Genomic DNA, 16243 nt, shown 5'->3' on the forward strand with positions numbered 1-16243 from the left:
AAAACAGGCGCCGATCTCTAATTCAGCCACCCAATAGTCAAGCCGAATTATTCTACTCTCAGCCCCTTGCGATAGCAAGGCGGCATCAGGCCGAATCAGTTCTGAAATTCAACCACCAAACGGCGCGGCGCAACGCGTCCGTCGCCGTCAATTTCGCCCATACCAATGAATTTATGCGCTTCGCCTTCCGTAATGCGCACCATGCCATGCACCGGCGTATCTGGCGTCTGAACCGCTTGCCCCAGTTTTAAGTAACCGGCGACGATGGGATTCAAATTGACTTCAGGGAAATCCATGACCGGACTCTCCATTGGCATCAGGAGCGGATCAAGATGTAATGCAGGCGCCTGATCGTCAGCCTGCGCCTGCGCCAGTAGGCCGTTCAACTGCTCCAGCGTCACCATTTTCTCAGTCGGATAGGTGGAAACTTGCAGACGGCGCAGGTAAATCACATGCGCGCCGCAACCTAACTTCTCACCTAAATCGTCGATGATGGTGCGAATGTAAGTGCCTTTGGAGCAGTGAATCTCCAGTTCCAGTTCATCGCCTTCGCAACGAATAAACAGCAGTTCATAGACCGTGATTTCACGCGCTTCGCGCGGCACAACCAGCCCCTGGCGCGCATATTCATAGAGCGGGCGTCCCTGATGCTTCAAGGCCGAGTACATGGAAGGAATTTGCTGTGTCTTACCGCGAAAGCTTTCCAGCGCCTGCGCCAGATCCGCTGGTGAAACGTTCACCGGACGCGTTTCAATGACGTTTCCATCCGCATCAGAGGTGTCCGTCCGCTGACCAAGCCTTGCAATCACCCGATACCGCTTATCAGAATCCAGCAAGTACTGAGAAAATTTGGTGGCTTCACCGAGACAGATGGGCAACATACCGGTCGCCAGCGGATCCAACGCCCCGGTATGACCCGCTTTATTGGCGTTAAAAATCCGTTTTACTTTTTGCAAGACGTCATTAGACGACATGCCCTGAGCTTTATCCAATAACAATACGCCGTGTACATTACGGCCACGGCGACGAGGACGACTCATTAATCCTCCTGATCTTCTTCGCTCGCCGCAGAACGACGTTCCGCATCATTTCTGACCACATTGGTGACCAGATTGGACATTCTCATCCCTTCCACCAGAGAATTGTCATAAGCGAATGTCAATTCCGGCACAACGCGCAGACGCATGGATTTACCTAACAACACACGGATAAAACCGGAGGCATCCTGCAACGCTTTAACCGCTGTTTTCACCTGTTCCGGCTCGTTATCATTCAAAAATGTCACAAATACTTTTGCGTAAGCCAGATCACGGGAAACTTCAACGCCGGAAACGGTTGCCATACCAATCCGTGGATCTTTTACTTCACGTTGAAGAATAATGGCGATTTCTTTTTGCATTTCCTGCGCCACGCGCTGGGTGCGGCTGAATTCTTTTGCCATATTCAATCCTCAATTAAAAATCGGGGGGCACCAGGCCCCCTTACAAACAACCCACTTCGCCGCGCAAGACCGTATTAAGCGATAGTGCGTTTAATCTCAATGGTTTCAAATACTTCGATTACATCGCCTGGACGGACGTCGTTGTAGTTCTTCACGCCGATACCACATTCCATACCGTTACGAACTTCGTTAACGTCATCTTTGAAGCGACGCAGGGATTCCAGTTCGCCTTCGTAGATCACCACGTTGTCACGCAATACACGGATCTTGTTGTGACGTTTGACCACACCTTCCGTGACCATACAACCCGCGATCGCGCCAAACTTCGGTGATTTGAACACATCACGCACTTCCGCCAGACCGATGATCTCTTGCTTGTATTCCGGCGCCAGCATACCGCTCATCGCCTGTTTGACTTCATCAATCAGATCATAGATTACGGAGTAGTAACGCAGATCCAGACTTTCCGCTTCAACAATACGACGGGCAGACGCATCGGCGCGAACGTTAAAGCCAAGGATAATCGCATTTGAAGCCGCGGCCAACGTTGCGTCGGTTTCCGTGATGCCGCCCACGCCGGAACCAACAATCTTCACTTTCACTTCATCGGTAGACAGTTTCTGTAGTGAATCGGAAATAGCTTCACAAGAACCCTGAACATCGGACTTAAGTACGATATTCAATTCAGAAACTTCACCTTCCGTCATGTTGGCGAACATGTTTTCCAGTTTGGATTTCTGCTGACGCGCCAGTTTGACTTCACGGAATTTACCCTGGCGATAGAGCGCCACTTCACGGGCTTTCTTCTCATCACGCACCACCGTGGCTTCATCACCCGCGGCAGGCACGCCTGACAACCCCAGAATTTCAACCGGAATCGACGGCCCCGCGGAAGTAATTTCACGGCCCAGTTCATCGCGCATGGCACGTACACGGCCATATTCAAAGCCGCACAGAACGATATCGCCTTTATTCAGCGTACCTTCACGCACCAGAACGGTCGCAACCGGACCACGACCTTTATCCAAGAAGGATTCAATGACTACGCCGCTGGCCATGCCGCTGCGAATCGCTTTCAGTTCAAGCACTTCGGCTTGCAACAGAATCGCGTCCAGCAGTTCGTCGATGCCGGTGCCTGCTTTTGCGGACACATGCACGAACTGAGATTCGCCGCCCCACTCTTCCGGCATAATGCCGTACTGAGATAACTCGGTTTTCACCCGATCCGGATCGGCTTCCGGTTTATCAATTTTATTCACCGCCACCACAACCGGCACCTGAGCCGCTTTCGCATGCTGAATAGCTTCGATTGTCTGAGGCATCACGCCGTCATCCGCCGCAACGACCAACACCACGATATCCGTTGCCTGAGCACCACGGGCGCGCATTGCGGTAAACGCGGCGTGTCCGGGGGTATCGAGGAAGGTGATCATGCCGTTATCGGTTTCAACGTGATAAGCACCGATGTGCTGGGTAATTCCGCCCGCTTCGCCAGCCGCAACCTTGGTTGAGCGGATATAGTCCAGCAGTGAGGTTTTACCATGGTCGACGTGACCCATAATGGTCACGACAGGCGCGCGCGACTCCGCGGCGGCGCCCGTATCACGGTCGCTCATTACCGCTTCTTCCAACTCGTTTTCACGGCGCAGAATCACTTTGTGACCCATTTCTTCCGCCACCAGTTGCGCGGTTTCCTGATCGATAACCTGGTTGATGGTCGCCATCGCGCCCAGTTTCATCATCGCTTTGATAACCTGAGAGCCTTTAACCGCCATTTTGTTGGCTAATTCAGCGACAGTCACAGTCTCGCCGATGACCACATCACGGTTAACCGCCTGAACAGGTTTGTTGAAGCTCTGCTGCAACGTACTGGGTTTACGTTTACCTTTACCGCCACGGGTAACGGCACGCGCTTCTTCGCGGTCGGCTTTAGACTCGGACAGGCGATTGCCTTTCTTCTGCTTAGTTGTTTTGCTACGAACACGGCTGCGGCGCTCACCTTCAACCTGACGGTCGCTTTCATCTTCCGCTTCACGGGCGTGATGAGACGTGGTGACATGATAATCTGCAGCTTCTTCAGGCTTATTGCTTTCCGCTTCCCAACGTCCGGCATTTTCTTCCGCCATACGACGGGCTTCTTCCGCTATACGCCGTGCCTCTTCCTCAACTTTAAGGCGGGCAGTTTCTTCCGCTTTACGTTTGAGTTCCGCAGCCTCAGCTCCGCGTTTCGCTTTCTCAGCCTGAGCCGGTTTGGTCATACTCTCGTTTTGTTGATTCGTCACTTTTTCTTTTTCCGCTACATCACGCTTAGCTTTTTCGGCGGCCTCACGTTTGGCTTGCTCTTCGGCAGCACGTTTAGCTTTTTCAACAGTTTCATGCTTGGCTTTCTCTTCAGCCTCGCGTTTAGTCTGCTCTTCAGCCGCTCGTTGTGCCTGTTCTTCCGCTTCACGCCGTGCCTGCTCTTCCTCTTCCGCCTGTTGTTGGGCATCCATAGGATCGCGTTTTACATAAGTGCGTTTCTTGCGGACTTCGATCTGCACCGACTTACTCTTACCGCCAGTGCTTGGAATATTCAATGTGCTGCGCGTTTTACGTTGCAACGTCAGTTTACCAGGCACACTCCCGCGATCACGGTTAAGGTGCGCCAGTAATGTTTCTTTTTCGTGCTGAGTCACAGAATCTGATGCAGACTTGGTAATTCCCGCATCAGCAAACTGCTGTATCAGGCGGTCAACCGAAGTCTGAATCTCTGTGGCCAGCGATTTTACGGTTACATCTGTCATGCTGTTCCTTTCCTGCTACAGTTCGTTATTCGTTGTCGTCGCCAAACCAACAGATATTTCGGGCCGCCATTATCAGCTCACCCGCTTTTTCATTATCCAGTTCTTCAATATCCGTCAGATCGTCAACGCCCTGCTCAGCAAGATCTTCCAGCGTACAAACACCGCGTGCCGCCAGCTTGAATGCCATCTCACGCGACAGGCCAGGTAAACTGAGCAAATCGTCCGCGGGTTGGCCATCACCGCGGCTTTCTTCGTGCGCCAACGCCAGCGTGGTCAACGCGGCTTTAGCCCGTTCGCGCAAGGCTTCAATAGTCTCTTCATCAAGACCTTCGATCGCTTGCAGTTCTTTAATCGGCACATAGGCCAGTTCTTCGAGAGAAGAGAAACCTTCCTCGACCAGCACCGTGGCGAACTCTTCATCAATATCAAGGTGCTTGGTGAACACATCGATAGCGGCGTGCGCTTCAGCCTGATGCTTGGCCTGAAGATCTTCCACCGTCATCACGTTCAGTTCCCAACGATCATCTGAACGATGTTGCTTTAACAGTTGGGAAGCCAAACGCACGTTCTGTCCATTACGACCAATCGCCTGCGCCAGATTGCTGGATTCAACCGCAATATCCATTGTACAGCTATCTTCATCAACCACGATGGAGACGACATCGGCCGGCGCCATGGCATTGATAACAAATTGAGCAGGATTGTCATCCCACAGAATAATATCAATACGTTCGCCGCCCAGTTCACTGGATACCGCCTGCACGCGCGCGCCGCGCATACCCACGCAGGCGCCAACAGGATCGATACGCTTGTCGTTTGTTTTCACGGCAATTTTCGCACGGGAACCCGGATCGCGGGCCGCGGCCTTGATTTCGATGACTTCTTCACCGATCTCCGGCACTTCGATACGGAAGAGTTCAATCAGCATTTCCGGGCGAGAACGACTGACGAACAGTTGTGCGCCACGTGCTTCGGGGCGAACCGAGTAGAGAACGCCACGGATGCGATCGCCAGGGCGGAAATTCTCACGAGGCAGCATGTCTTCACGGCCAATGACCGCTTCGGCACTTGTGTTCGAACCATCGACCGGCCTGACTTCAAGCGAAATATTATCACGGCTGACTTTCTTCACCACACCGGTGATAATCTCGCCTTCCTGCTCGCGGAACTGGTCAACGACCATGGCGCGCTCAGCTTCGCGGACTTTCTGTACGATAACCTGTTTTGCCGTTTGCGTGGTAATACGATCGAACGTTACCGATTCAATCTGATCTTCGACGTAATCGCCCACACCGAGAGCAGGATCTTCAAACTGAGCCGCTTCCAGCGTAATTTCGCGCGTCGGCTGAGTCACTTCATTGACAATCACCCAACGACGGAACGTATCAAAGTCGCCCGTTTTGCGATCGATATTGACGCGGACATCAATTTCCTGCTCGTATTTTTTCTTTGTTGCTGTCGCCAGTGCGGTTTCCAACGCTTCGAAAATCTTCTCGCGTGGGACGGCTTTTTCATTGGAAACTGCTTCAACAACAGCCAGAATCTCTTTATTCATCCTAGTTGCCTCATCCAAACTTTAAAAGTGGGGTACCAGGTTCGCTTTCTGGATGTTGCTCAGCGCGAACACTTCGTCTTTACCTTCCACTGTTATGGTGATCATTTCGCCATCAACGGCTTTGATAATGCCCAACCATTTACGACGATTCTGGACTGCCATGCGCAGCACCACCGTGACCTCTTCACCGATGAAACGCACATAATGCTCTACCGTGAATAAGGGGCGTTCAAGCCCTGGAGAAGATACCTCCAGGTTATAGGCGACAGTAATAGGATCCTCAACATCCAATACCGCACTGACCTGATGGCTGACATCAGCACAATCATCAACAGTGATCCCATCTTCACTATCAATATAAATACGCAGCGTCGATTGGCGACTCCGGATGAACTCAATACCGACCAATTCGTAGCCTAAGGCTTCGACTGGCGCTGAAATCATCTCTGTTAACTTTTGCTCTAACGTGGACAAGCCCACCCCCAAGACATAAAAAAAGGGCTTAATAGCCCAGTAGTTCTGTTGCCAAATAACAAAAAACCCCGATATATCGGGGCTTTATGCAACTGGACCCTAATACCGCTAAACAACGCGGCATAACTTTCGGTTAAGGATTCTTTCAAAAAATGACTGAGGAAGTGATAAAAACTTACTGAACAGCTTTTTGAAAGAAAACTCAACCAAGAAAGTTACGTGGTTGCGGGGGCCGGATTTGAACCGACGACCTTCGGGTTATGAGCCCGACGAGCTACCATGCTGCTCCACCCCGCGTCCGAAAACGTGGCAAATACTACGCCGACAACCGCTGAAATGCAAGTTATCAATAGGATTGATACGGGGAGCAGATCTGATGTTTCAGCCTATCGAATTAATATCTAAAGGCATCCGCCAAACCCGTCTGCAATGTACCCCTGCAGGAACCGACTACGTTTGAAACGGTTCACCGGATGACGTCTCAATTTACCGCGCATAACACGATACAGAGGTCACGTACCCCGGGCTCCAACAAACGAGCGGCGCATCATACCCATGATAGGGGCGAAAAGCAAAACATTACCCCGCCGCAACGCACCCGACCCGTGATACGCAGCAAACGAGGTTGGGAATTGACCGGGCAGCCCCCCCTTTGAGCATGCCTACTTTATATATAAGAAAAAGGGTGAGATCGCTCACTCAAAAAATCACTGCGCCGACAACCATTCGCAACCTGTACGTATTTTTTATACATACCCCGACGTCGGAAAAGCCCTCAACGGATATCACGCGGGTTGGCACTGAGCGGGGAAAGGGACATCACTGAATCATTTGCGACGCCGAGCCGCCATTGATAGAAAACCGCCGATCTTTTGTTCTATTTCCCTGATGTTTACGCATCAAAACCAACGAACGATGATGATATAAGATATTATCCGCGCTCTTCTTCTAATAAAACAATGGCTGCCTGTGTCCTGTTACGCACGTTCAATCGCCTGAAAATAGACTCCAAATGTGATTTCACCGTCCCTGCGCTGATGTTCAAGGTGCGACTGATTTGTTTATTAGATGCTCCCGAGGCAATTAGTTGCAAAATTTCATGCTGCCTTTCACTCAGTTTTCCCTTAACACTATTGTCCATCCCCCACTTTTCATAAATCACGCCATCATCAGGCAGACAGACCATCCCCATGGATACGGTTCTTAATGCCTGTGCTATGGATTCAATCGGCGAGCTTTTTAATATCACCCCCGCGATATGGTATTTCAAGTAAGAATCTAAAATATACTTATCTATATAATCCACCATAATTATAACGCTAGTATCAATACTTTCTTCATGTAACCTTTCGAGAAATAAATAATTATCATTACGTTCCTTATCACAGCTGAACAAGATAAAATTCTTGTTCAACTCGTTGAGCATCGGCCATACTTCTTCTTTTTGCTCCACCCCAACGACATCCACACCAGACATAACATCCTTCAAGCCAGCCGATAAACCCTGAATAAAAACAGGTGATTTATCAATAATCACAATATTCACCGTATAATCTCCATTCCATATTATTGAACATGCCGTGAATAAAAACTTCACTCTAAAAAGTATTAGCCTATATGAAAGTAATAAAGCGGAGTCATTCAGCATATGCCATTTACCTTATAGACACCACTGGGCATGTTCTAACATAATCCACCTGTATTTTAATTTAAAAATCAGACTATGCAGTCATAATAAATACAAAAAAGCATCTACTTTCGTCACGAAATAGTTAACTTGGAAAAATTAACGTAGACCTTTTCTGGGTGTTTTTTAACCCAATAAAGATTTGGCGCCATCATAGAAAAACGATTATTTCATCTTTCCAATAGCCTATGACACATACCTGACGATTATCTATATAATGGCGGATTTACGTTTTTTTTTATTCGCCGCTAAGTTTTACACCTGGAGAATACCTTTCCAGTCAAGGCAGCATAATACATTGAGTATTCTCTTTTTGTAGCAAACATTCTTAGGAGAAAAACATGTCATTTAAAAGCTGGCTAACAGGAGGAAATAAAGCGAATAACTCTCTCCCGCATGACAATGAACCAAAAGAACAGGCAATATCATCGGGTCCCATTACGTTAGCCGCTATTACGCGCGGTATGCAGCACGCCGCCACTGCGGCGAATGAACTTATTGCCCATCAATATAAACAAGCGCTCGATCCCTTTTTCGAACATGAATCAGATGGTGCTTTAACACCAAAAACCATCGCGATCCGGCTGGATGGCAAGCGCCATATTGAACTCCCTCTGGTTGCCCTTTCCACGCCACGCGGATTGATGCTGGAAAAAATGAAAGTGAACATGACGGTGAGAGCCGATTCTGTTCATCAGGACGAAATCCAACCGCCTTTGAACAATCACGCGATCAGCAATTTTCACCTGAGTGTATCGCCCTCTGGCAAAAACAATGAAGGAAGAAATAGTCAGCATATCGATATAGAAATGCAGTTCGTCGTTCTCGAACCACCAGAAAGCATTATGCGTTTAATTGACGAGTATACCCACCTCGTTCTCCCCCAAACCACCACAGAGAGAAAAAGCAATGGCTAATATCCCAGAAACGACAGGCGCAGCGGGCATCACTCTGATTAAACATTTCGAAGGGCTGCGATTGACCAAGTACCTTGATACCGCAGGTAAACCAACCATTGGGTATGGGCATTTGATATTACCGGATGAAAACTTTGACCAAGAGATCACGCTTCAGCAAGCCGAAATGTTGCTACGTCAGGACTTGAAGAGTGCGGAAGCCGGGATTCATTGTTATGTCGATGTGGATCTTAACGGTAATCAGTTTGATGCGTTAGCATCATTTACCTACAATCTGGGAGTAGAAAATCTTGAGCATTCAACATTATTACGCCTGCTTAACCAGGGAAACTATGCCGCCTGCGCCGATCAGTTTTTACGCTGGGATAAAGATGGGAAACAAACCGTGGAAGGGCTCCTTCATCGCAGAGCAGCAGAACGCACGCTTTTTTTGCTTCCTGAGCCCGTGGGGGAAAACTAACCGATACGCGCATCGCAGAAATTACCTGCCGACTATATAGGATAAGTCAATATGCCAGCGGATTTATTTATCAACTTCCGATGGTCATGCTTTTACCGTTATTAGCCAAACCATCAAAAACTGCGCTTTCGCACCGTGCAGGATTATGGTTAAAAAAACACCCCGATATATAAAACACAAATTATCATGGAGATATCATGGAACTTTCAAGCTCATCGGTATTATATGACATTCTTATCAGCGATATTGTCGCGGCGATTTCAGGTCTATTCGGCGGACTCAGTATTTCTTTTTTTTGGCGACCACAGAAGCTGAATAATCATGACAAAATCATCGCGTTATTAATCATTATTATTATCAGTATTTCTTCCACATTTTCATTAGTGGGGATTATTTCTGAAATAATACATATCAATATAAACCAAATAGAAAATGCCATTGGATTGGGTTATCTGGTTGGCGCCATCAGTGTTGGCCTCATCACATTATTGGCAAACTTCTTCAGCAATCGGGAGGGTAACGACATTCTGGATGTAGCCACAGAACTGAAACAAGCGGCTAAAGGCGTTCGCCGACGAAACGCCCCGCCGCAAAAAACGCTCAAGGACAAAGACCCTCCGGTACATTAATCGTGATACGGCACAGTTACCAAAACACCGCATTATTCAAGATCAGAGCGAGAGCAACGGCGATCGCTCGCATGTACGTCCAGCACCCGCTCTCCCCTTCACGACGTTGTCTCTCCCCAGGCCCCGCAGCTTCCTCACTCTACTCTCCAATCACTCGCCAGCAACAGCGGTAGGGGAGGCACCCGACTGCCGCGCTCCCCTTTCATCGTGTTATCTCAGCTGCGCGATATCCGTTAATAATTGGTGGTAATGCCTGGAGAACGTCGCGATGTCGTCCGCGCTAAATGCATTTTTACGATAGTTAAAACAGAGCGCCAGCGCATCTTCATCATAAACAGACAGCGTTAAGTCCAACCGCGCCTGCTTATTGGCGATATCCGTAATCCGATATTCGCTACTATTTATGCGCACTGCCGGCGGCATGGCCGTCAGATAGTTAAAGCTGACCGGAAAACGTAGCCTATCTACCCCGCCTGCGGCGCGTAAATCATTGACCAACTCATCATAAGGCATGGTCTGATTATCCAGAATGGCATGGATTTTCTGCTGGCTGCGTGCCAATACCACGGCGAAATCGTCCTCAAGGTTAGGTGCGTCATAATAGGTCACCATGTTGACAAAACAGCCTATCGTTGCGGCATGCTCATACAACATACGATTGGAGACCGGGATGCCAATCGGGATATGGTGATAACGCGTCGTGAGGTTCAATAGCCGATTAAAGGCAGTCAGCATGCAGACAAACGCGGTGGTTCGATGCTTTTGCGCATACCTTTTTATCGCCAGACTTAGCGGCTCTGACAGGATACACCAGTAGTTTTCCCCCTCCTGATCGACCATGGAGGGAAACGCGCTGGCGTCAGCCCCCGCCCGCAGATCATCAGCCAGCTTATTTCGCCAGAATGCGCGTTCCTGCGGATAACGGTTGGGGTTAATTTGCTGATGCCGTTGTTGACGATAGTGCCGATAATGTTTTGCGCTGTTTATCCTGTAATGGCGATCTCCGGCGGCATAAGCACGGAGATAATCAGTAAACTGATTGAAAAACAAGCCAATAGAATCATGGTCGAATACCGTATGGTGCGCACGCACCAGCAGAATATGCCGTTGCGCCGTCAACGACAGCAGTTGAAACCGCACCAGCGGGGTTTTCTCCAGGTCCATATCCGCGGTGCCTGCCAACGTCAGAAGCTCCCGGTCGCTTAACGTGTTCGCCAAGCGATGCGCGACAATGCCCGTCAGCCTGACAAGCGGAATCGCTTCTGGCGCATAATACCCTTCAAAGCACGCAGTACTGTCCAGATCGAAGCGGGTTCGAAGCACCGGGTTGCCTGCCAGAATACGCTTGAGGCTCCATTCCACCGCCGCGTCGTCAAGGGCTCCCTCTATCGTCAGACGAAAGGCCAACTGATAGACGGAAGGGTCGGGACTAAGCTGATCGACGGTCAGAAAATAGCGTTGATGGGATGACGGCGCAAAATCGTCAATATCCGTTTTATGCGTATTGACGGAGGGTTCATCGTCGTTGACATAGTAGGGCACAATGAAGGCAAGCAAATGCGGCGTCGCATTATTGAAAAACAGAGGATAATCAATATCGCTAAATAACCGTTTCCGAATCAATAGCCTGGCTTTCATTGCCTGCAAGGAGCCGCCGCCCAGTTCAAAAAAGTCGTCGTTGGCTCCCACCTCGCGAAACCCGAGTACCTCTTGCCAGATATCAATCAGTTCCTGCTCCAGCTCATTAGCCGCTTCCTTGAAGGGATACCCCAGTTCAGGACGCTGCGCACAGGGCACAGGCAGGCGCTGAATATCTAATTTGCCGTTGGGTAATTTGGGCAGGCTTTCCAACATAATAAAATACGCCGGGAGCATGGCGCGCGGCAGTTTGCTTTGCAGAAAACGACGAACATCGTTAGTTGGAAGCTCGGGGTTACGGCTCACCAGATATGCCGCCAGACGTTGATGACCATCGCTTTCCTGAATGGGACGCACTAGCGCTTTATCAATGTCAGGATGCTGGCGCAAGGCGATCTCTATCTCTTCCGGTTCGATGCGTATGCCATTGATTTTGATCTGACGATCGATGCGGCCCAGATAGAGAATTTCCCCTTGCGGCGTCACTTTGCCCAGATCGCCGGTACGATGTCCCCAATAGCGGTTCTCCCCTCGACGATACGTGAAGAAGCGCTGCCGGGTGAGCGCCTCACGATGAATATAGCCACGTGCGACACCGTCCCCTATGGCGCAGATTTCGCCTTCCTCCCCCTCCGCCACAGGCTGTAAATTTTCATCCATGATCAGAATTTCGCTGCCCCGCAATGCCCGGCCCAACGTCACAACTTTGCCTTTCTCCAATTCACTGAATGAACAGTTGGCGGTGGTTTCCGTGGGACCGTAGAGGTTAAATAGCCGCACATCGGGGATTTGCCGGAAAGTCCGCTCTTTAAGATCGAAAGAGACCGGCTCGCCGGAGAGGAACACGGTTTTAGGCAAAGCGGCGGCAGGGCGAGAGCCCGCCTGATAATTCAACAGTTCATCCCAAACGGTGGGGACGCAGTAGAGCGCGCCGTCCGGGTGCTGTTGATACCAACCGAGTAACGCCGCCGGTTCATTCAGGCTGTCGGCCGGTAAAATGTGCAACGTATCGCCCCGCAATAACGGGGCGTACAATTGTGTCACGGCGGCGGCAAAACTGAGCGACGAGGTCAGGGGCAATAGCGCGCCGGTCCGCGACCATACATCGTCATTAAACCGGCCCAGATAATAACTGAGATTGCGCTGCGTAATGGCGGCCCCTTTCGGTATGCCGGTAGAACCGGATGTATATAAAATATACGCCAGATCATTATCGTCGACGGTCGGCAAAACCACTGAATACGGCGCCATGGGATAATGAATATCTTCTAACGCCAGCGTGGTGGGAAAATCGTTGTCGATCCGGACGCTGCTCAGCATCGTGCGAGTAGAAAGAAGCAGAAAGGCGGAGGCGTCATCGAGAATTTGCCTGATCCTTTCCATGGGGTGGAAATGAGAGAGCGGAACATAGGTATAGCCAGCTTTCATAATGGCAAGCAACACCACCGGCATCATTAAACCGGGTTCCAGATAAACGGCTATTCTTCCTTTGCCATTAGCCGGATAATTCAATAATAAATAATCCGCCAGTAAACGCGACTGCTGTTCTAATTGACGGTAATTCAGTGTATGTCCGCCAAAATTGACCGCCACCTGATCAGGCGTCTTTATTGACCATTCAGAGATTGTATTGAAGACCGGTTTGCTATTTTTCATCAGTGTCCTTCTCTATTTCAGGAAACGCCTGGGGCGAGTATTGCTGATTCGCCTTCCATTAATGGTTTTCGCCGATATTGCTCATAAGCGAATACTGAATATGCGAGTAAATATCTTTTATCGCGCATGGCTGGGAATGAATATTGTGTACGGCATACAATATAAAATTTATGCCTGAATAAGGATTTAACAAATAAATGGGGCTGTTGCCTATATACCAAACAGACTATGCCGGATTACGAAACCCTTACCGCATCCTGGCGGATATTTCTTTGTTTGGCGCTTTGCTATCTTCTGTTGACACGCCATCGCGCCTTATTTATCAGAGAAACAGAGGAACCATTATGGATTCGCAATTTATCGGTTCTGTTATTAATGCATTACCACTGGAAAATATGATCAGCGGTCCATTGCAGGCAATGATCAAGGCACAAGTGCAGGCCAGTAAAGCTTATGCCGATTTTCTTCTGTCCGTCTGTATTCAAGACAATAAAGCCACCACCATACAGTTCGATTATGACCAAACGCTGGTTGATGAACGTGGCGTATCGCAAGGCGTGACGCAAAAAACCATGCGTATACCGCTTATGGCGGCGATTGCGCATCCGATCATGGCTATCGAAGAGGGAACCATCGATTTCGAGCTTGAAGTTACCCAGAGCGAAGCGCTAGCCAACGATAACGACGACGCAGGCGATCTGTCCGTCGCACCAGGATGGGGGCCCTTTAAGGTCAATATAACGGGGCGCGTATCTCATAAAGCGGCACAGACTAGAGCAACGGACACGCGCGCCAAATATAGCATTCATACCCAGGTGCGGCGGTTACCGCCATCCGAAGCCCTCATGCGCGTCATTGATTTCCTGACCGATGCGCAAACCCAACCTGTCGAGCAAAACCCAGCGGCGCAGTACGCCATTTCGCAACCGCCGACCACCACAGCCCCGCCGCAGAAGGAGCCGACATAACGGCAGGCGTGCGCCACGCGGTCAGGTTTGCGGCTCTCGGGGCCGCCCAAAAAATAAACCAGGATGCCTGATATTTATCAGGCGTTATCAACGGTATAAGAGGATTCAGTCATGTCATCTGAGCGCGTACTTCACGCCGCTTTCGAACGGCAACGGCATAAAACGCCCGAACGCATCGCACTGCGGTGTGATAAAGAGCGACTCACCTATCGACAGTTGGATCAGCGGGCGAATGCGCTGGCGGTCGATCTGTTAAACCGCGGCGTTAAACCCGGCGATATTGTCGGTATTTATCTGGGTAAAAGTCCGGATCTGATCGTCAGCCTGTTAGGGGTGTTGAAAACCGGCGCCTGCTACTTGCCCCTCGATCCCTATTACCCCCAGGATCGCCTGACTTACATGGTGAATCATGCCGATGCGCGCCTGATCATTACCGATGATGCGCGATCGCAGATCTTCAATCCGGGTGATCGGCAGACCCTGAACATCACCCGTGTCGATCTCGCCTGTGCGGTCGCGCCCGTTCTCCCTGACGTGAATCAAGAGCGTCTTTGCTACGTGATGTATACCTCCGGGTCGACAGGCACGCCAAAAGGCGTGATGGTCAGCCACCGCACCGTCATGAATTATCTGACGTGGATGCAGAGCGCTTTTACGTTAAAGCCGGAAGATGTGGTCCTTAACCAATCCACCTTCAGCTTTGACGTCTCGGTATGGGAGATTTTCTGGCCGCTTATCACCGGCGCCGGTTGCGCGGTCATCACCGAGGAGGCGAAATACGACCCGCACTTGATGGCTGGGTTTATAAACCGTCATCAGGTCACGGTGGCGCAGTTTGTTCCCACCGCATTGCGCGTGATTGTCGATGCGAATGTATTATCCAGTTGCCGTTCATTGCGCCATCTCTTTGCCGGCGGCGAAGCGCTGGATCAAACGCTGGTCAACGACATCGCTCGCCAGTATTCCGGGCAGATCCACAACCTCTACGGTCCCACCGAAGCGACGATTTTTGCCTGCCATTGGCGTTGCCGACCGGGCGCCGAAGAAAAAATCGTGCCGATTGGCCGCGCCATCCCACATGCGCGAACCTATGTACTTAATGCGCAACGGGCGCCTGTCGCGCCGGGGGAAAGCGGCGAGCTTTATCTGGCGGGGGATATTTTAGCGCAAGGTTACCTTCATGCGGAGACGCTGACTCAGGAACGTTTTGTCGATGACCCCTTTGTTGGTGAAAAGGGACGAAAAATGTATAAAACCGGCGACTGGGTCAGACAGCGCGCCGATGGCGTCCTGGAATTCCTGGGCCGGATAGATAGCCAGATTAAATTACGCGGTCATCGCATTGAACTGGCGGAAATCGAAACGCATTTACAGGCATTGCCGCAAATTAATCATGCTGCCGTTATTCTCGAACAGCACGCGGAACAGAGTACGCCCTCATTATCTGCATTCTATGTATTACGCCATCGACAATCCATCGACGTGCATGAAATTAAGCAGCATCTGGCCAAGTCGTTGCCGTTTTTTATGATGCCTTCTCACTTTATTGCGTTGAAAGAAATGCCGACGCATCCCAATGGGAAAATTGACAAATCAAAGCTGTATTCCTGTGTAAATAACTAATGGTGAAAACATGTCAGATGATAAAAACACATTAAGCGCCGAGATTGAAAATAACATTATTTCTATCTGGCGAAGGGTTCTGAACAATCAGAACGTCTCTCCCCTTGAGAATTTTTTTGATGCGGGAGGCAACTCCTTGCTCATGTCAAAAGTGTATCGGGAAATCAAAAACAAAATGGACGTTCCTGTTTCTATTGTCGACTTATTCCAATACCCGACGGTGAGAATGTTGAGCCAACGTATTCGTGACGTGCACGCTGGGAGAACAGGCAGTAAAGCATAATTTTTAGCTAAATAACTGCGCCTAATAGTAGATCACTGAAGGGAACTCAATCCGGTTTGAGCGATCTGATCAATCGCCAAATCAAAACAAATCACCAACCGGACTGAGTTATGCCGATCATAGCATTCA

13 protein-coding genes and 1 tRNA gene are annotated in these 16243 nt (G+C 49.9%); 6 read left to right on the forward strand and 8 right to left on the reverse strand.

Annotation, left to right across the window (positions count from 1 at the left end; genetic code table 11):
* Nucleotides 1–95: 95 nt before the first annotated feature.
* From truB to DES54_RS06775, 7 genes are all read right to left on the reverse strand, one after another.
* Nucleotides 96–1040 (reverse strand): tRNA pseudouridine(55) synthase TruB, encoded by a 945-nt coding sequence (gene truB / locus DES54_RS06745; RefSeq protein WP_113865817.1) that lies wholly within the window; start codon nucleotides 1038–1040, stop codon nucleotides 96–98.
* Nucleotides 1040–1441 (reverse strand): 30S ribosome-binding factor RbfA, encoded by a 402-nt coding sequence (gene rbfA, locus DES54_RS06750; RefSeq protein ID WP_113865818.1) that lies wholly within the window; start codon nucleotides 1439–1441, stop codon nucleotides 1040–1042. Before rbfA ends, truB begins: the two co-directional genes overlap by 1 nt.
* A 74-nt stretch (nucleotides 1442–1515) precedes the next feature.
* A complete protein-coding gene (infB, locus tag DES54_RS06755) occupies nucleotides 1516–4224 on the reverse strand; it encodes a translation initiation factor IF-2 (protein WP_113865819.1) in 2709 nt (902 codons plus the stop codon).
* Nucleotides 4225–4249: 25 nt separating this feature from the next.
* Nucleotides 4250–5779, reverse strand: coding sequence for a transcription termination factor NusA (nusA, locus tag DES54_RS06760; RefSeq protein ID WP_113865820.1), 1530 nt, complete (start codon nucleotides 5777–5779; stop codon nucleotides 4250–4252).
* Between the two features lie 21 nt (nucleotides 5780–5800).
* Nucleotides 5801–6253: a ribosome maturation factor RimP gene (gene rimP, locus DES54_RS06765; RefSeq protein WP_147247268.1), complete on the reverse strand. Its 453-nt coding sequence runs from the start codon at nucleotides 6251–6253 to the stop codon at nucleotides 5801–5803.
* Between the two features lie 220 nt (nucleotides 6254–6473).
* A tRNA-Met gene (locus tag DES54_RS06770) sits at nucleotides 6474–6550 on the reverse strand.
* A gap of 634 nt (nucleotides 6551–7184) precedes the next feature.
* Nucleotides 7185–7799, reverse strand: coding sequence for a response regulator transcription factor (locus DES54_RS06775; protein ID WP_113865835.1), 615 nt, complete (start codon nucleotides 7797–7799; stop codon nucleotides 7185–7187).
* Nucleotides 7800–8281: 482 nt separating this feature from the next.
* Here DES54_RS06775 and DES54_RS06780 point away from each other — a divergent pair, with 482 nt between their 5' ends.
* The 3 genes from DES54_RS06780 (at nucleotide 8282) to DES54_RS06790 (ending at nucleotide 9946) form a co-directional block, all read left to right on the forward strand.
* Nucleotides 8282–8857, forward strand: a complete 576-nt coding sequence (locus DES54_RS06780) for a DUF2589 domain-containing protein (protein WP_113865822.1) — start codon at nucleotides 8282–8284, stop codon at nucleotides 8855–8857.
* Entirely contained in the window at nucleotides 8850–9317 is a 468-nt protein-coding gene (locus DES54_RS06785) for a lysozyme (RefSeq protein WP_113865823.1), read from the forward strand. The genes DES54_RS06780 and DES54_RS06785 overlap by 8 nt, the downstream gene beginning before the upstream one ends.
* Nucleotides 9318–9514: 197 nt before the next feature.
* Nucleotides 9515–9946 (forward strand): hypothetical protein, encoded by a 432-nt coding sequence (locus tag DES54_RS06790; protein ID WP_113865824.1) that lies wholly within the window; start codon nucleotides 9515–9517, stop codon nucleotides 9944–9946.
* 210 nt (nucleotides 9947–10156) lie between these two features.
* On the opposite strand, the gene DES54_RS06795 is transcribed toward DES54_RS06790, so the two are convergent.
* Nucleotides 10157–13240: an AMP-binding protein gene (locus DES54_RS06795; protein ID WP_113865825.1), complete on the reverse strand. Its 3084-nt coding sequence runs from the start codon at nucleotides 13238–13240 to the stop codon at nucleotides 10157–10159.
* 344 nt (nucleotides 13241–13584) lie between these two features.
* Between DES54_RS06795 and DES54_RS06800 the strand changes: the two genes are divergently transcribed.
* The 3 genes from DES54_RS06800 (at nucleotide 13585) to DES54_RS06810 (ending at nucleotide 16114) form a co-directional block, all read left to right on the forward strand.
* Nucleotides 13585–14208 carry a DUF2589 domain-containing protein gene (locus tag DES54_RS06800; protein ID WP_113865836.1) on the forward strand — a complete coding sequence of 208 codons (624 nt, stop codon included), beginning with the start codon at nucleotides 13585–13587 and terminating at the stop codon, nucleotides 14206–14208.
* Between the two features lie 111 nt (nucleotides 14209–14319).
* Nucleotides 14320–15831: an amino acid adenylation domain-containing protein gene (locus tag DES54_RS06805; RefSeq protein ID WP_113865826.1), complete on the forward strand. Its 1512-nt coding sequence runs from the start codon at nucleotides 14320–14322 to the stop codon at nucleotides 15829–15831.
* A 10-nt stretch (nucleotides 15832–15841) separates the two neighbouring features.
* Nucleotides 15842–16114 (forward strand): phosphopantetheine-binding protein, encoded by a 273-nt coding sequence (locus tag DES54_RS06810; protein WP_113865827.1) that lies wholly within the window; start codon nucleotides 15842–15844, stop codon nucleotides 16112–16114.
* Nucleotides 16115–16243: the final 129 nt, after the last annotated feature.

Origin of the sequence: Brenneria salicis ATCC 15712 = DSM 30166, assembly GCF_003315515.1 — a bacterium.
In the GTDB taxonomy this organism is placed as follows: domain Bacteria; phylum Pseudomonadota; class Gammaproteobacteria; order Enterobacterales; family Enterobacteriaceae; genus Brenneria; species Brenneria salicis.

What these genes read in the sequence shown, in the direction of transcription:
- truB (WP_113865817.1), bottom strand. Translation starts at nt 1,040, where the DNA reads ATGAGTCGTCCTCGTCGCCGTGGCCGTAATGTACACGGCGTATTGTTA.
- rbfA (WP_113865818.1), bottom strand. Translation starts at nt 1,441, where the DNA reads ATGGCAAAAGAATTCAGCCGCACCCAGCGCGTGGCGCAGGAAATGCAA.
- infB (WP_113865819.1), bottom strand. Translation starts at nt 4,224, where the DNA reads ATGACAGATGTAACCGTAAAATCGCTGGCCACAGAGATTCAGACTTCG.
- nusA (WP_113865820.1), bottom strand. Translation starts at nt 5,779, where the DNA reads ATGAATAAAGAGATTCTGGCTGTTGTTGAAGCAGTTTCCAATGAAAAA.
- DES54_RS06780 (WP_113865822.1), top strand. Translation starts at nt 8,282, where the DNA reads ATGTCATTTAAAAGCTGGCTAACAGGAGGAAATAAAGCGAATAACTCT.
- DES54_RS06785 (WP_113865823.1), top strand. Translation starts at nt 8,850, where the DNA reads ATGGCTAATATCCCAGAAACGACAGGCGCAGCGGGCATCACTCTGATT.
- DES54_RS06790 (WP_113865824.1), top strand. Translation starts at nt 9,515, where the DNA reads ATGGAACTTTCAAGCTCATCGGTATTATATGACATTCTTATCAGCGAT.
- DES54_RS06795 (WP_113865825.1), bottom strand. Translation starts at nt 13,240, where the DNA reads ATGAAAAATAGCAAACCGGTCTTCAATACAATCTCTGAATGGTCAATA.
- DES54_RS06800 (WP_113865836.1), top strand. Translation starts at nt 13,585, where the DNA reads ATGGATTCGCAATTTATCGGTTCTGTTATTAATGCATTACCACTGGAA.
- DES54_RS06805 (WP_113865826.1), top strand. Translation starts at nt 14,320, where the DNA reads ATGTCATCTGAGCGCGTACTTCACGCCGCTTTCGAACGGCAACGGCAT.
- DES54_RS06810 (WP_113865827.1), top strand. Translation starts at nt 15,842, where the DNA reads ATGTCAGATGATAAAAACACATTAAGCGCCGAGATTGAAAATAACATT.